Here is a 14,596-nt window from a genome sequence, read left to right as displayed (position 1 = left end):
CGACACGGCGACAGAGAGGCCTTCCCCCCGTCACGGCGGGGGAAGGCCTCTCTGCCTGGGACGAACCGGGCATGGGAAGGTAGGGCACGTGGGAGCCTTCGGCGAGACCTGGCACGAGCTGCGCGCGCTGCTGCGGCTGGAGGGCTTCCGCAAGCTCTTCACCGTCCGGCTGGTCTCGCAGGCCGGCGACGGCATGTTCCAGGTGGGCCTGGCCTCCCTGCTGTTCTTCTCCCCCGAGTCGCAGGGCACCGCGGCCGCGATCGCCGGCGCTTTCGCCGTCATGCTCGCGCCGTTCACGATCGTCGGCCCCTTCGCGGGCGTGCTGCTCGACCGGTGGCAGCGCCGCCAGGTGCTGGTGTGGGGCAACGCCGTACGCCTGGTGCTCACGCTCGCGATGGCTGGCGTCATGCTCGCCGGCGGCGTCGGCTGGGCCATCTACGCCATCGGCCTCGCGGCCCTGTCCGTCAACCGCTTCCTTCTCGCCGGGCTGTCCGCCGGCCTGCCGCGTGTCGTCGACGGGCCGCTGCTGCTCACCGCCAACTCGCTGTCCCCCACGCTCGGCGCGGGCGCCGCGTTCGTGGGCGGCGGCATCGGCTTCGTCCTCGGCCTGGCGTTCGAGCCCGGCCGGGTCAAGGACTCGTCCGCGCTCGTGTGCGCCGCGCTCGTCTTCGGCGTCGCGTCGCTGCTCGCCACGCGCCTGCGGCGCACCCAGCTCGGCCCCGAGCAGCCGGCGGAGGCCGACCTGCGCGGGGAGATCGCCAAGGTCGCCCGCGGGCTGGCCGACGGCGCCCGCTACCTCGTCGCGCGGCGCACGCCGGGCCAGGCGCTGCTCGCGATGGCCGTGCACCGCTTCCTCTACGGCGTGGTGTTCATCGCGTCGATCCTCATCTCGCGGAACCTGCTCGACCCCGGCAGCCAGAGCGCCGGGATGGCGACCTTCGCCGTCGTCATCGGCCTGACCGGCGCCGGCGGCGCGCTCGCCATGGTGCTGACGCCGACGCTCTCGCGTCGCACCGGCCCGCAGGGCTGGATCGCCGCCATGCTGCTGCTCGCGGCCGCGAGCCAGCTGCTCCTCGTCACGACGCCGGAACGCGCCGTCGTCTACACCGGGGCCGCGCTCCTCGGCCTGGCCGCGCAGGGCACCAAGATCGCCGTGGACACGATCGTGCAGCGCGACGCCGAGGACGAGTTTCGCGGCCGCGCCTTCGCCTTCTACGACGTGCTCTACAACGCCGCGTTCGTCGGCGCCGCCGCCCTCGCCGCCTTCACCCTGCCGGACACCGGCTGGTCCCGCGGCGTCTTCGTCGGCCTCGCCGTCGCCTACGTGCTCGCCGCGCTGCTGATGGCGACGCGGGGGGCTCGCACGCCCGTCGACGTGCCGGCCCGCGTCCGCCGGGCCGGGGGCACCGGGGACGCCGCCGCGCGCGCCTGACGCCCGCGCGGATCGTGAACCGACGGTTCACGACCGTTCCCGGACCGGTCGTTGTTCCGGCCCCTGCCCGAGCCGCAGGCTGAGGTCCCGCGCTCGTCCTGACCCGCTCTCGCGACGACCGACGAGTTCCGACCGAAAATCAGGTCGTCACGGGAAGCGGGAATATCGCAGGATGGTTCGTGGTCGTACACAGTACGGTCTCGCCCGTCCGGTGACCGCACGATGATCGCACCGGGGTGACCTCCGGGACCACGACCGACCACGACGACGTGCCGCGCCCACCGGCGTCGGCCCTCCCCTGCCCTCCGCCGGGTTCCCCGGCACGACGCGAGCGGAGCACAGAGTGCCAGCCCCCCGACCGACAGACACCACCGTCACACCCGACGCGCAGACCCCGGAGGCCACCCTGACGACTCCCGCCACCGCATCTCCCGGCACGGCCGACACGACGCTGCCCGCCCGCGGCATCGTCATCGACGAGGCGGTGCCCCAGCGCCTCACGCGCCAGCAGTTCACCGTCATCGCGCTGCTGCTGGGCTCCGCGTTCGTCGTCATCCTCAACGAGACGACGATGAGCGTGGCCCTGGCCCCGCTCATGACCGACCTCGGCATCACGGCGAGCACCGGCCAGTGGCTGACCACCGCGTTCATGCTCACGATGTCGGTCATCATCCCGGCCACCGGGTTCCTGCTGCAGCGGCTCGGCACCCGCGGCGCCTACCTGCTCGCGATGTCGCTGTTCAGCGCGGGCACTCTCCTCGCGGCGCTCTCCCCCGGCTTCGGGTGGCTGCTGGGCGGCCGCATCGTGCAGGCGTCGGGCACCGCGATCATGATGCCGCTGCTCATGACCACGATCATGACGGTCGTGCCGCCGGCGATCCGCGGCAAGGTGATGGGCAACATCTCCATCGTCATGGCCGCCGCTCCGGCGCTCGGCCCGGCCATCTCGGGCATCATCCTCGACGCGCTGAGCTGGCGCTGGGTCTTCGGCATCGTGCTCCCCATCGCCCTGCTCGCACTGGTCATGGGTTTCTTGTACGTCCGGGACGTCGCCGACCGTACACACTCGCGCCTCGACCCGCTGTCGCTGTTCCTCGCGGCCGTGGCGTTCGGCGGACTCGTGTACGGCCTGTCCAGCATCGGCGAGGCCGCGCGGCACGCCCCGCCCGTCGCGCCGTGGATCCCGATCGTCGTCGGTGTCGCGGTGCTCGGCCTCTTCGCGTGGCGCCAGCTCCTCCTGGCCCGCGACGACCGCGCGCTGCTCGACCTGAGCGTGTTCCGGTTCCGCGGGTTCTCGGTCGGCCTCGCCATCATGGCGGTCGGCATGCTCGCGATGTTCGGCTCGCTGATCCTGCTGCCGCTGTTCCTGCAGGACGCGATGGGCCTCGAGCCGCTGGCCACCGGCCTCATCGTGCTCCCGGGCGGCCTGCTCATGGGCCTGCTCGGCCCGACGGTCGGCCGCCTGTACGACCGGGTGGGCCCGCGCCCGCTGGTCACGCCGGGCCTGGTCGTCGTGACGATCGCGCTGGCCCTGTTCACGCAGGTGCACGCGGACTCGTCGCCCTGGTACATCCTGGCGCTGCACGTGACGCTCAGCCTCGGCCTCGCGTTCATGTTCACGCCGCTGTTCACCTCGGCGCTGTCGTCGCTCACCCCGCCCCTGTACTCGCACGGGTCGGCCGCGATCGGCACGGTGCAGCAGCTCGCCGGCGCGGCCGGCACCGCGATGTTCGTCGCGGTGATGACGACGCGGTCCGTCGCCCTCCTGGAGGACGGCGCGACGGCGCAGGTCGCGCTGGCGGAGGGCGTCGGCGACGCGTTCGTCTGGGGCGCGGCGATCATGCTCGTCGCGGTGGGGCTGTCGCTCCTGCTGCGGCGCGTGCCCGCCTCCCCCGAGGGCGAGGGCGTGCCGGCGGCGCACTGACCGGTCGGCCCCGTCACGGGCCGGGGGCGCCGCCACGGGCGGTCACCGTCGCACGACGGTGACCGCCCGTCGTCATCCCCGACGTCAGGGCGCGACGGCAGGAGAGGCGACGCCGTCGCGGGCCGCGACCTTGAAGGCGGGCGCCAGTGCGATCACGCCGAGTGCCAGCAGCGCGGGGACCGCGAAGGCGAGCCGCAGGCTCAGCAGCTCGGCGACGCCACCGATCAGGCCCGCCCCCACGACGAACCCCACGTAGTTGAAGAGGTTCACTCGCGCGACCGCGACACCCGTCCCCTCGGGGTCGAGCCGGCCCGCCACCGAGAACGCCAGCGGCACCACGACGCTCAGCCCGAGCCCGGTGAGCCCGAAGCCGACGACGGCGACCCACGGCCCGGGGGCGAGCGTCACGGCGGCGAGGCCGGCCGCCCCCACGATCCCGCCGACGGCCACGGGCGCCACCGGCCCGTACCGGTTGACCTGCCGGTCCGCCGCGAGCCGCCCCAGGAGCTGGCACCCGAGGTAGGCGGCAAGCCCCAGCGGCGCGACGTTCGCCGCCGCGCCCAGCGCGTCCTGGATGTACTTGGTGGACCAGTTCGACGTCGCCGAGTCCGCGACGTACACGATCGTCACGGCGAGCCCGACGAGGACCAGCGGGCCCCACGGCGGGCGGGCGGCGCGCGACGCGCCGGCGTCGGCCCGCTCCCGGCCCGCCGGCCCCGCCGGCTCGGGCACGCCGGTCACCGTGCGCAGCGGGGGTTCCGCCGTCACCACGCCTGGTACCGCCTCCCGCGCGTCCGGGCGCGGCGCGCCGTCCTCGGACGCCGCGGCCGTCGCCACGAGGTCGACGGCGACGCCCACGGCGGCGACGAGCCCCAGCCCGGCGGCGAGCGACCAGCCCAGCGAGTGCGCCAGCACGGCGGCCAGGGACCCGAGGATGCCGCCCACGCTCCACGCGCCGTGGAAGGAGTTGAGCAGGCTGCGGCCGTACCGCTGCTCCACCTCCACGCCCTGCATGTTCATGCTCGCGTCGACCAGGCCGAGCAGCAGCCCCACCGCCGCGACCACGGGGTAGAGGATCGTGACGGTCGGCGCCAGGCCCGCACCCAGGACGGCGAGCGCCACGAGCGGCCCGCACACGTGCAGCAGGCGGGCGCTGCCGACCCGCGGGGCGAGCGCACCGGCGAGCACGCTGCCGACGCCGGCCACGACCGGCACCAGCAGCAGGATCAGCGTCAGCGTGCCGTCCGAGATGCCCAGGTCGTGCTGCAGCGTCGGCACCTGCGCGAGCAGTCCGGCGAAGCACATGCCCTGCACCAGGTAGAACGCCGTCACCACGAGGCGCGCCCGCCGGTCGCGCGCCCCCGCGTCGCCGCCCGCTCCGCTCACGCCACCGGCCGTCCCGCCCGGCGCACCACCCGCCGTCATACCGGAACCGCTCATGCCCAGCCTCCGCTCGTCGCGCTCCGGGGCTCGCCGTCGGGCCCGCGCGCAAGCGTGAGGATAGACCCGCGGCCGTCCCCCGAGGGAGGATCGGTCAGGCCTCGCGGGCCGCCCACCAGGCGCGCAGCTCCTGCTCCGCGCGCTCCGCGCCGAGCGGGCCGTGCTCCATCCGCAGCGCGAGCAGGTGCTTGTACGCCTGCCCGACGGCGGGCCCGGGCGCGATGCCGAGGATCGCCATGATCTGCGAGCCGTCCAGGTCCGGGCGGATCGCGTCGATCTCCTCCTGCTCGCGCAGGGCGGCGATGCGGTGCTCGAGGTCGGTGTACGAGTCGGCGAGTCGCTGCGCCTTGCGCTTGTTCCTCGTGGTGGAGTCGGCGCGCGTGAGCCGGTGCAGCCGCTCCAGCAGCGGGCCGGCGTCGGTGACGTAGCGACGCACCGCCGAGTCCGTCCACTGCCCCTCGCCGTAGCCGTGGAAGCGCAGGTGCAGCTCCACCAGGCGGGCGACGTCCTTGACCACCTGCTTCTCGTACTTCAGGGCGCGCAGCCGCTTGGCCACCAGCTTGGCGCCGACGACCTCGTGGTGGTGGAAGCTCACGCCCCCGCCCGGCTCGAAGCGTCGCGTGGCCGGCTTGCCGACGTCGTGGAGCAGCGAGGCGAGCCGCAGCACCAGGTCGGGCGCGGGCACGGGGCCGTCCGGCCCGGTCTCCTGCGCGATCGCCTGCTCCAGCACCGTGAGCGAGTGCTGGTAGACGTCCTTGTGGCGGTGGTGCTCGTCGATCTCCAGCCGCAGCGCGGGCAGCTCGGGCAGCACGTGGTCGGCCAGGCCGGTGTCGACCAGCACCTCGAGGCCGGCGCGGGGCCGGTCGCTCAGCAGCAACTTGGAGATCTCCGCCTGCACCCGCTCGGCGGAGACGATGTCGATCCGGCCCGCCATGTCGACGATCGCCTGCCGGGTCGCGGGCTCGACGTCGAAGCCGAGCTGGCCGGCGAACCGCGCCGCGCGCATCATGCGCAGCGGGTCGTCGTCGAACGACCGCTCCGGCGCGATGGGGGTGCGCAGCACGCCGCGGGCCAGGTCGGACAGCCCGTCGAACGGGTCGACGAACGTGAGGTCCGGCAGCCGCACCGCCATCGCGTTCACCGTGAAGTCGCGCCGCGACAGGTCGCCGTCGAGCGTGTCCCCGAAGGCGACGACGGGCTTGCGCGAGGCGGGGTCGTACTCGTCGCTGCGGTACGTGGTGACCTCGACGACGACGTCGCCCGTCGCGGCCGCGGTCCCGGGGCCCGACCCGCCCCCGGTGCGCGCGAACCGCCGCGCGCCGATCGTGCCGAACTCCTTGCCGATGTCCCAGTGGGCGTCGCCCCAACGGGCCAGCAGGGCCTGCGTCTCGTCGGGCGAGGCCGACGTCGCGAAGTCCAGGTCGTTGCTGGCGCGGCCGAGGAAGGCGTCCCGGACGGGCCCGCCGACCAGCGCGAGCTCGTGCCCGGCGGCGCGGAACACCTCGCCCAGCTCGACGGCCGCGGGGGCCATCTCGGTCAGCACGGCGAGGGCGCGGCGCAGCAGCGCGGCAGGGGCCTGGGGTTCAGGGGTCGACACGGCGTCCCATCCTCCCAGATCCCGCGCGTCGGCGCCCCGGCGGCTGGGCCGGCGGGGTGTCTCCACTCGGTAGGGTGGGCGCATGTCATCCCCGGCCCCGGTTCCCGGCCCGCGGCGCCGGCGCCCGGCCGCGCCGGTCCCCGTGCCACCGGGAGGACACCCCCTCAAGGTCGACCCCGCGCGCCTCGCCGGGCCGCGCGGCACCGCGACGCCCGCCGTCGTGGGCGTCGCCCCGTCGGGCACGACGACGCACCTGCCGGTCAACGAGGAGACGTCGGCGGGCGGGCTCGTCGTCCAGGTCGCCGCCGCCGGTCCCGAGGCCGCCGTCATCGTGCGGCGCAACCGCGGCGGGCGCCTCGAGTGGTGCCTGCCCAAGGGGCACCTCGAGGGCGAGGAGACGCCGGAGCAGGCGGCCGTCCGCGAGATCCACGAGGAGACGGGCATCCTCGGCACGATCCGCACCCGCCTGGGCGTCATCGACTACTGGTTCAGCGGAGAGGACCACCGCGTCCACAAGGTGGTGCACCACTTCCTCCTGCGCGCGGAGGGCGGCACCATCACCGCGGAGGGCGACCCCGACGGCGAGGCGGAGGACGCCCTCTGGGTCCCGGTCGAGCAGCTGACGGAGCGGCTCTCCTACCCCAACGAGCAGCGGCTCGCCGTCGTCGCGCAGCAGGTGCTGCGCCGCACGCCCGAGGTGCTCGGGCACCCCGGTCTCGGAGCGGTCGAGTGAGGCCCGCCGCGTGACCACGTCCCGACCCTCGGGTGCCGGAGCCGCACCCGCGCCCCCGCCCGCCCGGGCGGCCCGCCTCGTCACGGCGCTGACGCTGCTCGCCGGGCTGCTCCTGACAGGTGCGCTCGTCGCGCTGCCCGGCGCGTCGGCGTCGGCCGTCACCTCGCCGTCCCTCCTGCCCGCCGCCCGCGACGGGAAGGCGACGGTCGAGCTCGTGAGCTCCGCGCCCACGCTCGCCTCCCCGGGCTCCACCGTGACGCTCGTCCTCCGGGTCACCAACGGCACCGACGCGGCGCTCGACGGCACCCAGCTCGACCTCGGCGTCTCGTGGCGCCCGGTCACCTCGCGCGAGGACCTGGCTGCCTGGGCCGACGACGACGGCACCAGCACCGCAGGGCTGCGCCAGGATGCCGAGCCCGTCGACCGCCTCGGGCCCGGGGACAGCGCGCAGGTCACGATGGAGCTCGACGTCGACACCCTCGGCCTCAGCGCGGAGAACCCCTGGGGGCCGCGGGAGATGTCCGTCGCGCTCACCCGCGGCGGGTCCACGCTCGACGTCGTCCACACCTTCCTCCTGTTCGCGCCGGAGGGCGACGCGCCGGACCCGGTCTCGGTGAGCGTCGCCGCCCCTGTCACAGGCCCGGCCGTCGACCCGCTGGACCCGGACGGCTACGACCTGGAGCTCGGCACGGCGACCGCGACCGGTGGTCGGCTGAACCGCCTGCTCGACGCCGCGTCGGTCACCGGCACGTCTCCCGGCATGTCGCTCGCCGTCGACCCGGCCCTCGTGTCGGCCGCGGCCGGGGCGGACGACGACGACGCCCAGGCGTGGGCGACCCGGCTCACGGGTGCGCCGGTCACGGGCGACGCCGACGCCACCGACACCACCGACGCGGGCACCTCGGCGAGCCTGGCGAGCACCGCAGGCACCGCAGGCACCGCAGGCACCGCCGGCGCCGCGGCGACCGGCGAGCCCGCCGACGTCGCCGTCCTGCCCGGCTACGACCCCGACCTCGCGGCGGTCGCGCACGCCGACCCGTCCCGGGCGGACGTCGCGGCCGCGACCGGCGGGGAGGCCGCGCTCGGGGCGGCCTGGCAGCGGCCCGAGGGCTGGGACCTCACCGTCGCCTGGCCGGAGGGTCGGCCCGACGCCGCCACCCTCGCCGCCGGACGCGAAGCGCCCGTCGACCAGGTGGTGGTGGCCGACGGGCTCGCGCCCGCCGACGGGGCCGCCGCCTCAGCCCGCACCGCCGTCGAGACGCCGTCGGGCAAGGTGTCCGCGCTGGTCGCCGACGAGGGACTGTCGTCGGCGTTCGCCGCCCTCACCGACGGTGACGACGCCCCGTCGGCCGCCGAGGCGTCCGCCCGCGTGCTCGCCGACGCCGCGCTCGTCGCGCTCCAGCAGCAGGACTCCGGGCAGCAGGACCTGCACCTGCTCGCCGCGCTCCCGCGGAGCTGGTCGCCCGACCCGGCCCTGGTGGGCACGGTGCTCGGCGACCTCCACGACGCGTCGTGGGCCGACGTCGTGCCGCTGTCCGAGACCGTCGCCGCCCCCGCCTCCCGCGCGCCGCGCGCCGACCCCGCACGAGGCGAGCGGGCCGGTCGGTCCAAGGGCGAGCTGGCGCCCTCCTCCGTCCGCCGGCTCCTCGACTCCCACCGCGACCTCGCCGCGTTCTCCACCGTGGCCAGCGACCCCGTCGAGCTGAGCGGCGACACCGACCAGGCGCTCGTCGCCCCCCTCGCCGTCGCCGCCCGCACCGAACCCGACGCCCGCGACAACGCCGTCGACCTCGCCGTGGAGCAGTCCGACGCCCTCCAGCGGGGCATCGGCGTCGCCGACCGGTCCAACGTCACGCTCGTCAGCGACACCGGCAGGCTGCCCGTCACCGTCTCCAACGACCTGCCCGTGGACGCCACGGTCACGGTGGTGCTCCGGCCCGACGCGTCCCGGCTGGTCGTCGAGTCTCGGCCGACCGTCGTCGTGCCCGCCGGCACGTCGTCCAACGTGCACGTCCCCGTGCGCGCCATCGGCTCCGGCGACGTCACCGTGCAGGTCGAGGTGCTCGCACCGAGCGGCACGGTCGTCGCGGGGCCCACGAGCTTCTCCCTCCGCGTCCGCGCCGGCTGGGAGACCGCGGGCACCGCCGTCGTCGCCGCCCTGGTCGCCCTCCTCTTCATCGGGGGCATCTGGCGTACGGTGCGTCGGGGGCGGTCCTCGGCGCGGACCACCGACGAGGGCGTCGCGGACGCCGCCGCCGACCCCCAGGGCCCCGACGCCGCCGCACCCGACGACAGTCCGCCACGCGACCCGCACGACGACGACCCGACCGACCCGGGCGGCGGCGGCATCCCTGCCGCCCGCACGCCGCCCGCCCAGGCCACGGAGACCGACCCCTCATGACTTCGACGTCCGCCTTCCCTGACGACGGCCGGCCCGACCTGCCCGGCGAGGGCGACGCGACCGACCCCGCAAGCCCGACCGGCGCACCCGGGGCGAGCTGGCACCCGGTCGGCGACCCCGGCGGTGCCCGCGCCGGTCAGGACGACGGCACTGGCAGCGCCGGCAGCGCCGACGAAGGCGCCGCCGGTGGCGTGCGGCGCACCAGCCTCGGCCGCGGCTCGGTCGTGATGACGCTGGGGACCGTCGCGTCCCGTGCCTCCGGGCTGATCCGCGCCATGCTGCTGGTCGCGTGCGTCGGGACGGCCGGTACCGTCGCCGACGCGTTCGACATCGCGAACAAGCTGCCCAACATGCTGTTCGCGCTCATCTCGGCCGGCGTGCTCCAGGCCGTGCTCATCCCGCAGATCCTGCGGGCGATGAACGCCCACAACGCCCGCGAGCGGCTCGACAAGCTCCTCAGCCTCTCGGGGCTCGGCCTGCTGCTCCTGACAGCCGTCCTCGTCGTCGCGGCCCCCCTCATCGTCTGGCTGTCCACGATCTCGGCACCGCTCGACCCCGACGCACGGCACCTCGCGATCGTGTTCGCCTACTGGTGCATCCCCCAGGTCTTCTTCTACGGCCTCTACATGCTGCTGGGCCAGGTGCTCAACGCTCAGGGGAAGTTCGGCGCCTACGGCGTCGCCCCCGTGGCGAACAACGTCGTCTCGCTGCTCGGGTTCGGCGCATTCCTCCTGGTGTGGGGAGCGGCGCCGGACCAGGGCATCTCCGACCTGTCCCAGTGGTCGACGGCGCAGACGGCGGTGCTCGCCGGCACGGCAACCCTGGGCATCGCGGCCCAGGCCCTGGTGCTCGTCGGCGCTCTGCGCCGCTCCGGATTCCGGTGGCGGTTCCGGTTCGGCCTGCGCGGCATCGGCCTCCGCGCGGCAGGCTCCGTGGTCGGTTGGACGATCGGGGCCGTGGCCCTTGAGCAGCTGGGCGTCCTCTTCCTCACCAACGTCCTGTGGGCAGCCGGCCGCTCCGCGATCGATCCCGACGTGGTGATCGCCGGTAACGCCGCGTACACCAACGCGATGACGATCTACCTGCTGCCCCACTCGCTCGTCGTCGTCTCCATCGTCACGGTGCTCTTCCCGCGCATGACGGCGGCCGTCCAGGCCGGCGACATCCCCGGCGTGCGGCGCGACATGTCGCTGGGCATGCGCTCGGCCGGGGTTTTCTCGGTGTTCTCCACCGCAGTGCTCGTCGTCCTGGCAGTGCCGCTGACCGGCGCGCTGCTGCCGTCGCTCGGCCAGGCCTCCATCGCCGCGGTCGCGCCGATCATCCAGGCGATGTCGATCGGCATCGTCGCCCTCGGGGCGACGGTGCTGGTCCGCCGCATGTACTTCGCGTTCGAGGACGGCCGCAGCATCTTCGGCATCCAGGTCATCGCGACCGTCTCGATGGTCGTCGTCCTGTGGGGCGCGACCCGCTTGCTGCCGCCCCAGTGGTGGGCCGTCGCCGCCGGCGGGGCGTACGCGCTGTCGACGTGGATCTCGCTGCTGCTGCGCGTGCGCGGCATGCGCCGCAAGCTCCAGGGCATGGACGGCCGGCGCGTCCTCCAGCTCTATGTCCGCGCCCTGGTCGGCGCACTGATCGCCGCCCTCCTGGGGTGGCTGACCGTCCGCCTCCTCGACGGCTATGACGTCACGTCGTGGGGCCACTCCGTGCTGGTCACGGCCGTCGCAGGCATCGTGATGGTGGTCGGCTACGTGCTCGCGCTGAAGGTCCTGCACGTGCGCGAGCTCGACGACGCGCTGGCCCCCGTCCTTCGGCGGCTCAAGCGATGACGACGGTCGCGTGCCCGGCTCGCGGGGGTTCCGTGAGGGCCCTGCGGGCACGCCCGCCAGGCGCGACCTCGCGGGCACCGGCCCGCCCGTACCATGGTCCGATGGACCGGAGGACCCTCTCCCCCCGCACCCCCACCGAGGAGCACAGGTGAGCACCGCCCATCCCGGGACCGTCATGGTCGATCGCTATCGGCTCGTGCAGCTCGCGGCCACCGACCTCGCCGCAGCCGAGTCGTGGGAAGCGCACGACCAGATCCTGGACCGTCCCGTCCGGGTGACGTTCGTCGACGGCCCGTACGCGTCCGCAGCGCTCGACGCCGCGCGCCGGGCCGCGCTCGTCGCCGACCCGCGGCTCTCCCGCGTGCTCGACGTCGGCAGCACCGACCTCGGCACGGGCCAGCGCAGCTACATCATCTCCGAGCCGTACCGGGGGTCGTCCCTCACGGAGGTCGTCTCCGGCGGCCTGGTCGACGCCCAGCAGGCGCGTGCCGTCGTCGGCGAGGCCGCCGCGGCGCTCGAGGCCGCCGGGCAGCGAGGCGTGCACCACCTGGCGCTGCGCCCCGAGGCCGTACGGATCGACGGCCACCGCGTCGTCGTCACCGGGCTCGGCATCGACGCCGCGCTCGCCGGGGTCGACGGCGGGCGGGATCACATCACGGGCGCCGGCGCGGCCGCCGCGGACGCCCGCGACCTCGTCGCCCTCGCCTATTACGCGCTCACCGCCCGCTGGCCGGGCGACTCGCTCGACGAGCCGTGGATCGCCCCTGACGCCGTGCGCCCGCTGCCCGCGCAGCGCGACGAGCGCGGCGTCGTCCCGGTGTCCACGCTGGTGCCGCACGTCGACGCCGAGCTCGACTCCCTGGTGCGGCGGACCTTCGGCTCCGACTCCCCCGACGCACCCACCACGCCCGGCGACGTCGTCGCCGCACTGGCGCCGTGGGGCGAGGTCTCCGTCGTCGCGGCGCTCCCGCAGTTCGTGCAGCCGTCGACCGAGCCGCCGGTGCGCTCCTCCGTCATGGGCGCGGTCGGGACGGGTGCCGCCCTGCCGGGGACGCCGCCGCCCGCCCCGCCCGTCCGCCGGCCGGCCAGCGGTCGCATCGCCCGCTCCGCCGCCGTCGGCGGTGCCGCCGGTGCGGCGGCCGGCGTCGCGGCACCGCAGTCCACGCAGGCGATCCCGCCGGCCGCGGCCACCGCGGCTCAGGCGCCCGTGCCGCCCGTGCAGGCGACGGCTGCGATGGCCCCCGTCCAGCAGCAGCCCGCCCCCGCGCAGCAGCCCGCAGCGGCGTACGGCGCCGCCCCCGCGGCCGCCTACGGCAGCCAGGCCTACCCCACCGCACAGGGCGCCCCGGTCCAGCAGCAGACCGCGCACGCCCCCGTGCCTCCGCCGCCAGGGGGCGGCGAGCCCCGTACGGACACCGGCGGCTTCGCGTCGTCGCCGGCGCCCAAGCGTCGCGGCGTGAACCCGACGCCGATCGTGCTCGGGCTCGTCGTCGTGCTCGTGCTCGCGGGCGCCCTGTGGGCCGTCTCCAAGGTGATGTCGCCGTCGCCGCCGCCCGTGGCGGAGAGCCCGGTCGCCAGCGAGGACGCGGGCGGCGGCGCCGCGGCCGAGGAGCCCACGGACGACGAGTCCAGTGAACCGTCGGAGACCCCCGAGGTCCGGCCCGTCATCTCGTCGGGCGACCAGCTCGACCCCGAGGGCGACGGCCAGCACCCCGAGGCGGTGGACCTCGCCTACGACGGCGACCCGTCGACGTTCTGGTACACCCAGTGGTTCAACGGTCCGGACTTCGCCGGGCTGCGCAGCGGCCTCGGCTACGTCATCGAGCTCGAGGAGCCGGCACCGGTCACGTCGATCACGCTGAACACCAACTCCGAGGGTGGCCACGTCGAGGTCCGCGCGACCTCGCGGGACAAGCCGACCGACGGCCCGGTGCTCGCCGAGGGGTCGTTCAGCTCGGAGACGACGCTCGACCTCAAGGAGGAGACCGTCGCCGACTCCTTCGTCATCTGGGTCACCGAACTCCCGCAGACCCGGGACAAGTACTACCTGGAGCTCAACGAGATCGTCCTCTCGTGACCGTTCCCGGGCGACGACCCGTCGCCCGGGAACACCACACCCCCTCGGGATGTTGAGGGCGATGGCGCCTCAGGACGCGAAAGACCACCAGACGAGCAGGAGAGAACGTGACCGATCAGCCGACCAACACCACCGGTGAGGCCACCGTGCACGACATCGTCATCGTGGGTTCGGGCCCGGCGGGCTACACCGCGGCCGTCTACGCCGCGCGGGCTGGTCTGGCGCCCGTGGTCATCGCGGGCTCCGTCACCGCGGGTGGCGCGCTCATGAACACCACCGAGGTGGAGAACTTCCCCGGCTTCCCCACCGGCATCCAGGGTCCTGACCTCATGGAGGCGATGCGCGAGCAGGCCGAGAAGTTCGGCGCGCGCGTGCTCTGGGACGACGCCGAGCAGGTCGAGCTCGCCGGCGACATCAAGACGGTCGTCACCGGCGGCGGCGAGACCTTCAAGGCCCGTGCCGTGATCCTCGCGACCGGCTCCGCGTACCGCGAGCTCGGCCTGCCCGAGGAGAAGCAGCTCTCCGGCCGCGGCGTCTCGTGGTGCGCCACCTGCGACGGGTTCTTCTTCCGCGACCAGCACATCGCCGTCGTCGGCGGTGGCGACTCCGCGATGGAGGAGGCGACCTTCCTCACGCGCTTCGCGTCCAAGGTGACGATCGTGCACCGCCGCGACTCGCTCCGCGCCTCGAAGATCATGGCCGACCGCGCCCAGGCCGACCCGAAGATCGAATTCGCCTGGAACAGCGAGGTCGCCGGCATCTCCGGTGAGGACAAGGTCACCGGGCTGACGCTGCGCGACACCGTCACCGGTGAGGAGCGCGAGCTCGACACCACCGGCCTGTTCGTCGCGATCGGTCACGACCCCCGTACCGACCTGGTCAAGGGGCAGATCGACCTGGACGACGAGGGCTACATCCTCGTCGAGGGCCGTTCCACCCGCACCAACCTGCCGGGCGTCTTCGCCTGCGGCGACGCGGTGGACCACACCTACCGGCAGGCGATCACCGCCGCCGGGTCCGGCTGCGCCGCCGCGCTCGACGCGCAGTCGTACCTCACCGAGGTGGCCGACGCCGAGGGCGAGCAGTCCCTCGCCGGCACCCCGGCCGCGCCCAACCCGGACGGGCTCCCCGCCGCGCTCGCCGGCTGACCTTTTCTCCACCGATCC

Annotated in this window: 9 protein-coding genes; 7 read left to right on the top strand and 2 right to left on the bottom strand. The window is 74.9% G+C overall.

Annotation, left to right across the window (positions count from 1 at the left end):
• Positions 1-88: 88 nt before the first annotated feature.
• Both ACQP6G_RS03565 and ACQP6G_RS03560 read left to right on the top strand, forming a co-directional pair.
• On the top strand, positions 89-1,432 hold the full coding sequence (locus ACQP6G_RS03565; RefSeq protein ID WP_429762825.1) for an MFS transporter: 1,344 nt from the start codon (positions 89-91) through the stop codon (positions 1,430-1,432).
• A gap of 451 nt (positions 1,433-1,883) precedes the next feature.
• Complete coding sequence (locus ACQP6G_RS03560; protein WP_429763210.1) at positions 1,884-3,356, top strand: MDR family MFS transporter; 1,473 nt, start codon at positions 1,884-1,886, stop codon at positions 3,354-3,356.
• A gap of 84 nt (positions 3,357-3,440) precedes the next feature.
• Here ACQP6G_RS03560 and ACQP6G_RS03555 read toward each other — a convergent pair whose 3' ends face one another.
• Entirely contained in the window at positions 3,441-4,796 is a 1,356-nt protein-coding gene (locus ACQP6G_RS03555; RefSeq protein WP_429762824.1) for an MFS transporter, read from the bottom strand.
• A 94-nt stretch (positions 4,797-4,890) separates the two neighbouring features.
• Complete coding sequence (locus ACQP6G_RS03550; RefSeq protein ID WP_429762823.1) at positions 4,891-6,393, bottom strand: CCA tRNA nucleotidyltransferase; 1,503 nt, start codon at positions 6,391-6,393, stop codon at positions 4,891-4,893.
• Positions 6,394-6,475: 82 nt separating this feature from the next.
• Here ACQP6G_RS03550 and ACQP6G_RS03545 point away from each other — a divergent pair, with 82 nt between their 5' ends.
• The 5 genes from ACQP6G_RS03545 to trxB all read left to right on the top strand — a co-directional run bounded on the left by ACQP6G_RS03545 (position 6,476) and on the right by trxB (position 14,578).
• Positions 6,476-7,126: an NUDIX hydrolase gene (locus ACQP6G_RS03545; RefSeq protein ID WP_429762822.1), complete on the top strand. Its 651-nt coding sequence runs from the start codon at positions 6,476-6,478 to the stop codon at positions 7,124-7,126.
• Between the two features lie 10 nt (positions 7,127-7,136).
• Positions 7,137-9,527 (top strand): DUF6049 family protein, encoded by a 2,391-nt coding sequence (locus tag ACQP6G_RS03540; protein WP_429762821.1) that lies wholly within the window; start codon positions 7,137-7,139, stop codon positions 9,525-9,527.
• The gene (murJ, locus tag ACQP6G_RS03535; RefSeq protein WP_429762820.1) at positions 9,524-11,353 is read left to right on the top strand and encodes a murein biosynthesis integral membrane protein MurJ; all 1,830 of its coding nucleotides are present in this window, start codon (positions 9,524-9,526) and stop codon (positions 11,351-11,353) included. The genes ACQP6G_RS03540 and murJ overlap by 4 nt, the downstream gene beginning before the upstream one ends.
• Positions 11,354-11,501: 148 nt before the next feature.
• Entirely contained in the window at positions 11,502-13,430 is a 1,929-nt protein-coding gene (locus ACQP6G_RS03530) for a protein kinase family protein (protein WP_429762819.1), read from the top strand.
• Between the two features lie 107 nt (positions 13,431-13,537).
• Positions 13,538-14,578 carry a thioredoxin-disulfide reductase gene (gene trxB, locus ACQP6G_RS03525; RefSeq protein ID WP_429762818.1) on the top strand — a complete coding sequence of 347 codons (1,041 nt, stop codon included), beginning with the start codon at positions 13,538-13,540 and terminating at the stop codon, positions 14,576-14,578.
• Positions 14,579-14,596: the final 18 nt, after the last annotated feature.

The organism is Isoptericola nanjingensis (genome assembly GCF_050311635.1).
Classification (GTDB): Bacteria; Actinomycetota; Actinomycetes; order Actinomycetales; family Cellulomonadaceae; genus Isoptericola; species Isoptericola nanjingensis.
This window is presented reverse-complemented; position numbering and strand designations above follow the sequence as displayed.

Excerpts from the sequence above, each read along its gene's own strand:
- ACQP6G_RS03545 (WP_429762822.1), top strand. The coding sequence starts at position 6,476 with ATGTCATCCCCGGCCCCGGTTCCCGGCCCGCGGCGCCGGCGCCCGGCC.
- ACQP6G_RS03555 (WP_429762824.1), bottom strand. The coding sequence starts at position 4,796 with ATGAGCGGTTCCGGTATGACGGCGGGTGGTGCGCCGGGCGGGACGGCC.
- murJ (WP_429762820.1), top strand. The coding sequence starts at position 9,524 with ATGACTTCGACGTCCGCCTTCCCTGACGACGGCCGGCCCGACCTGCCC.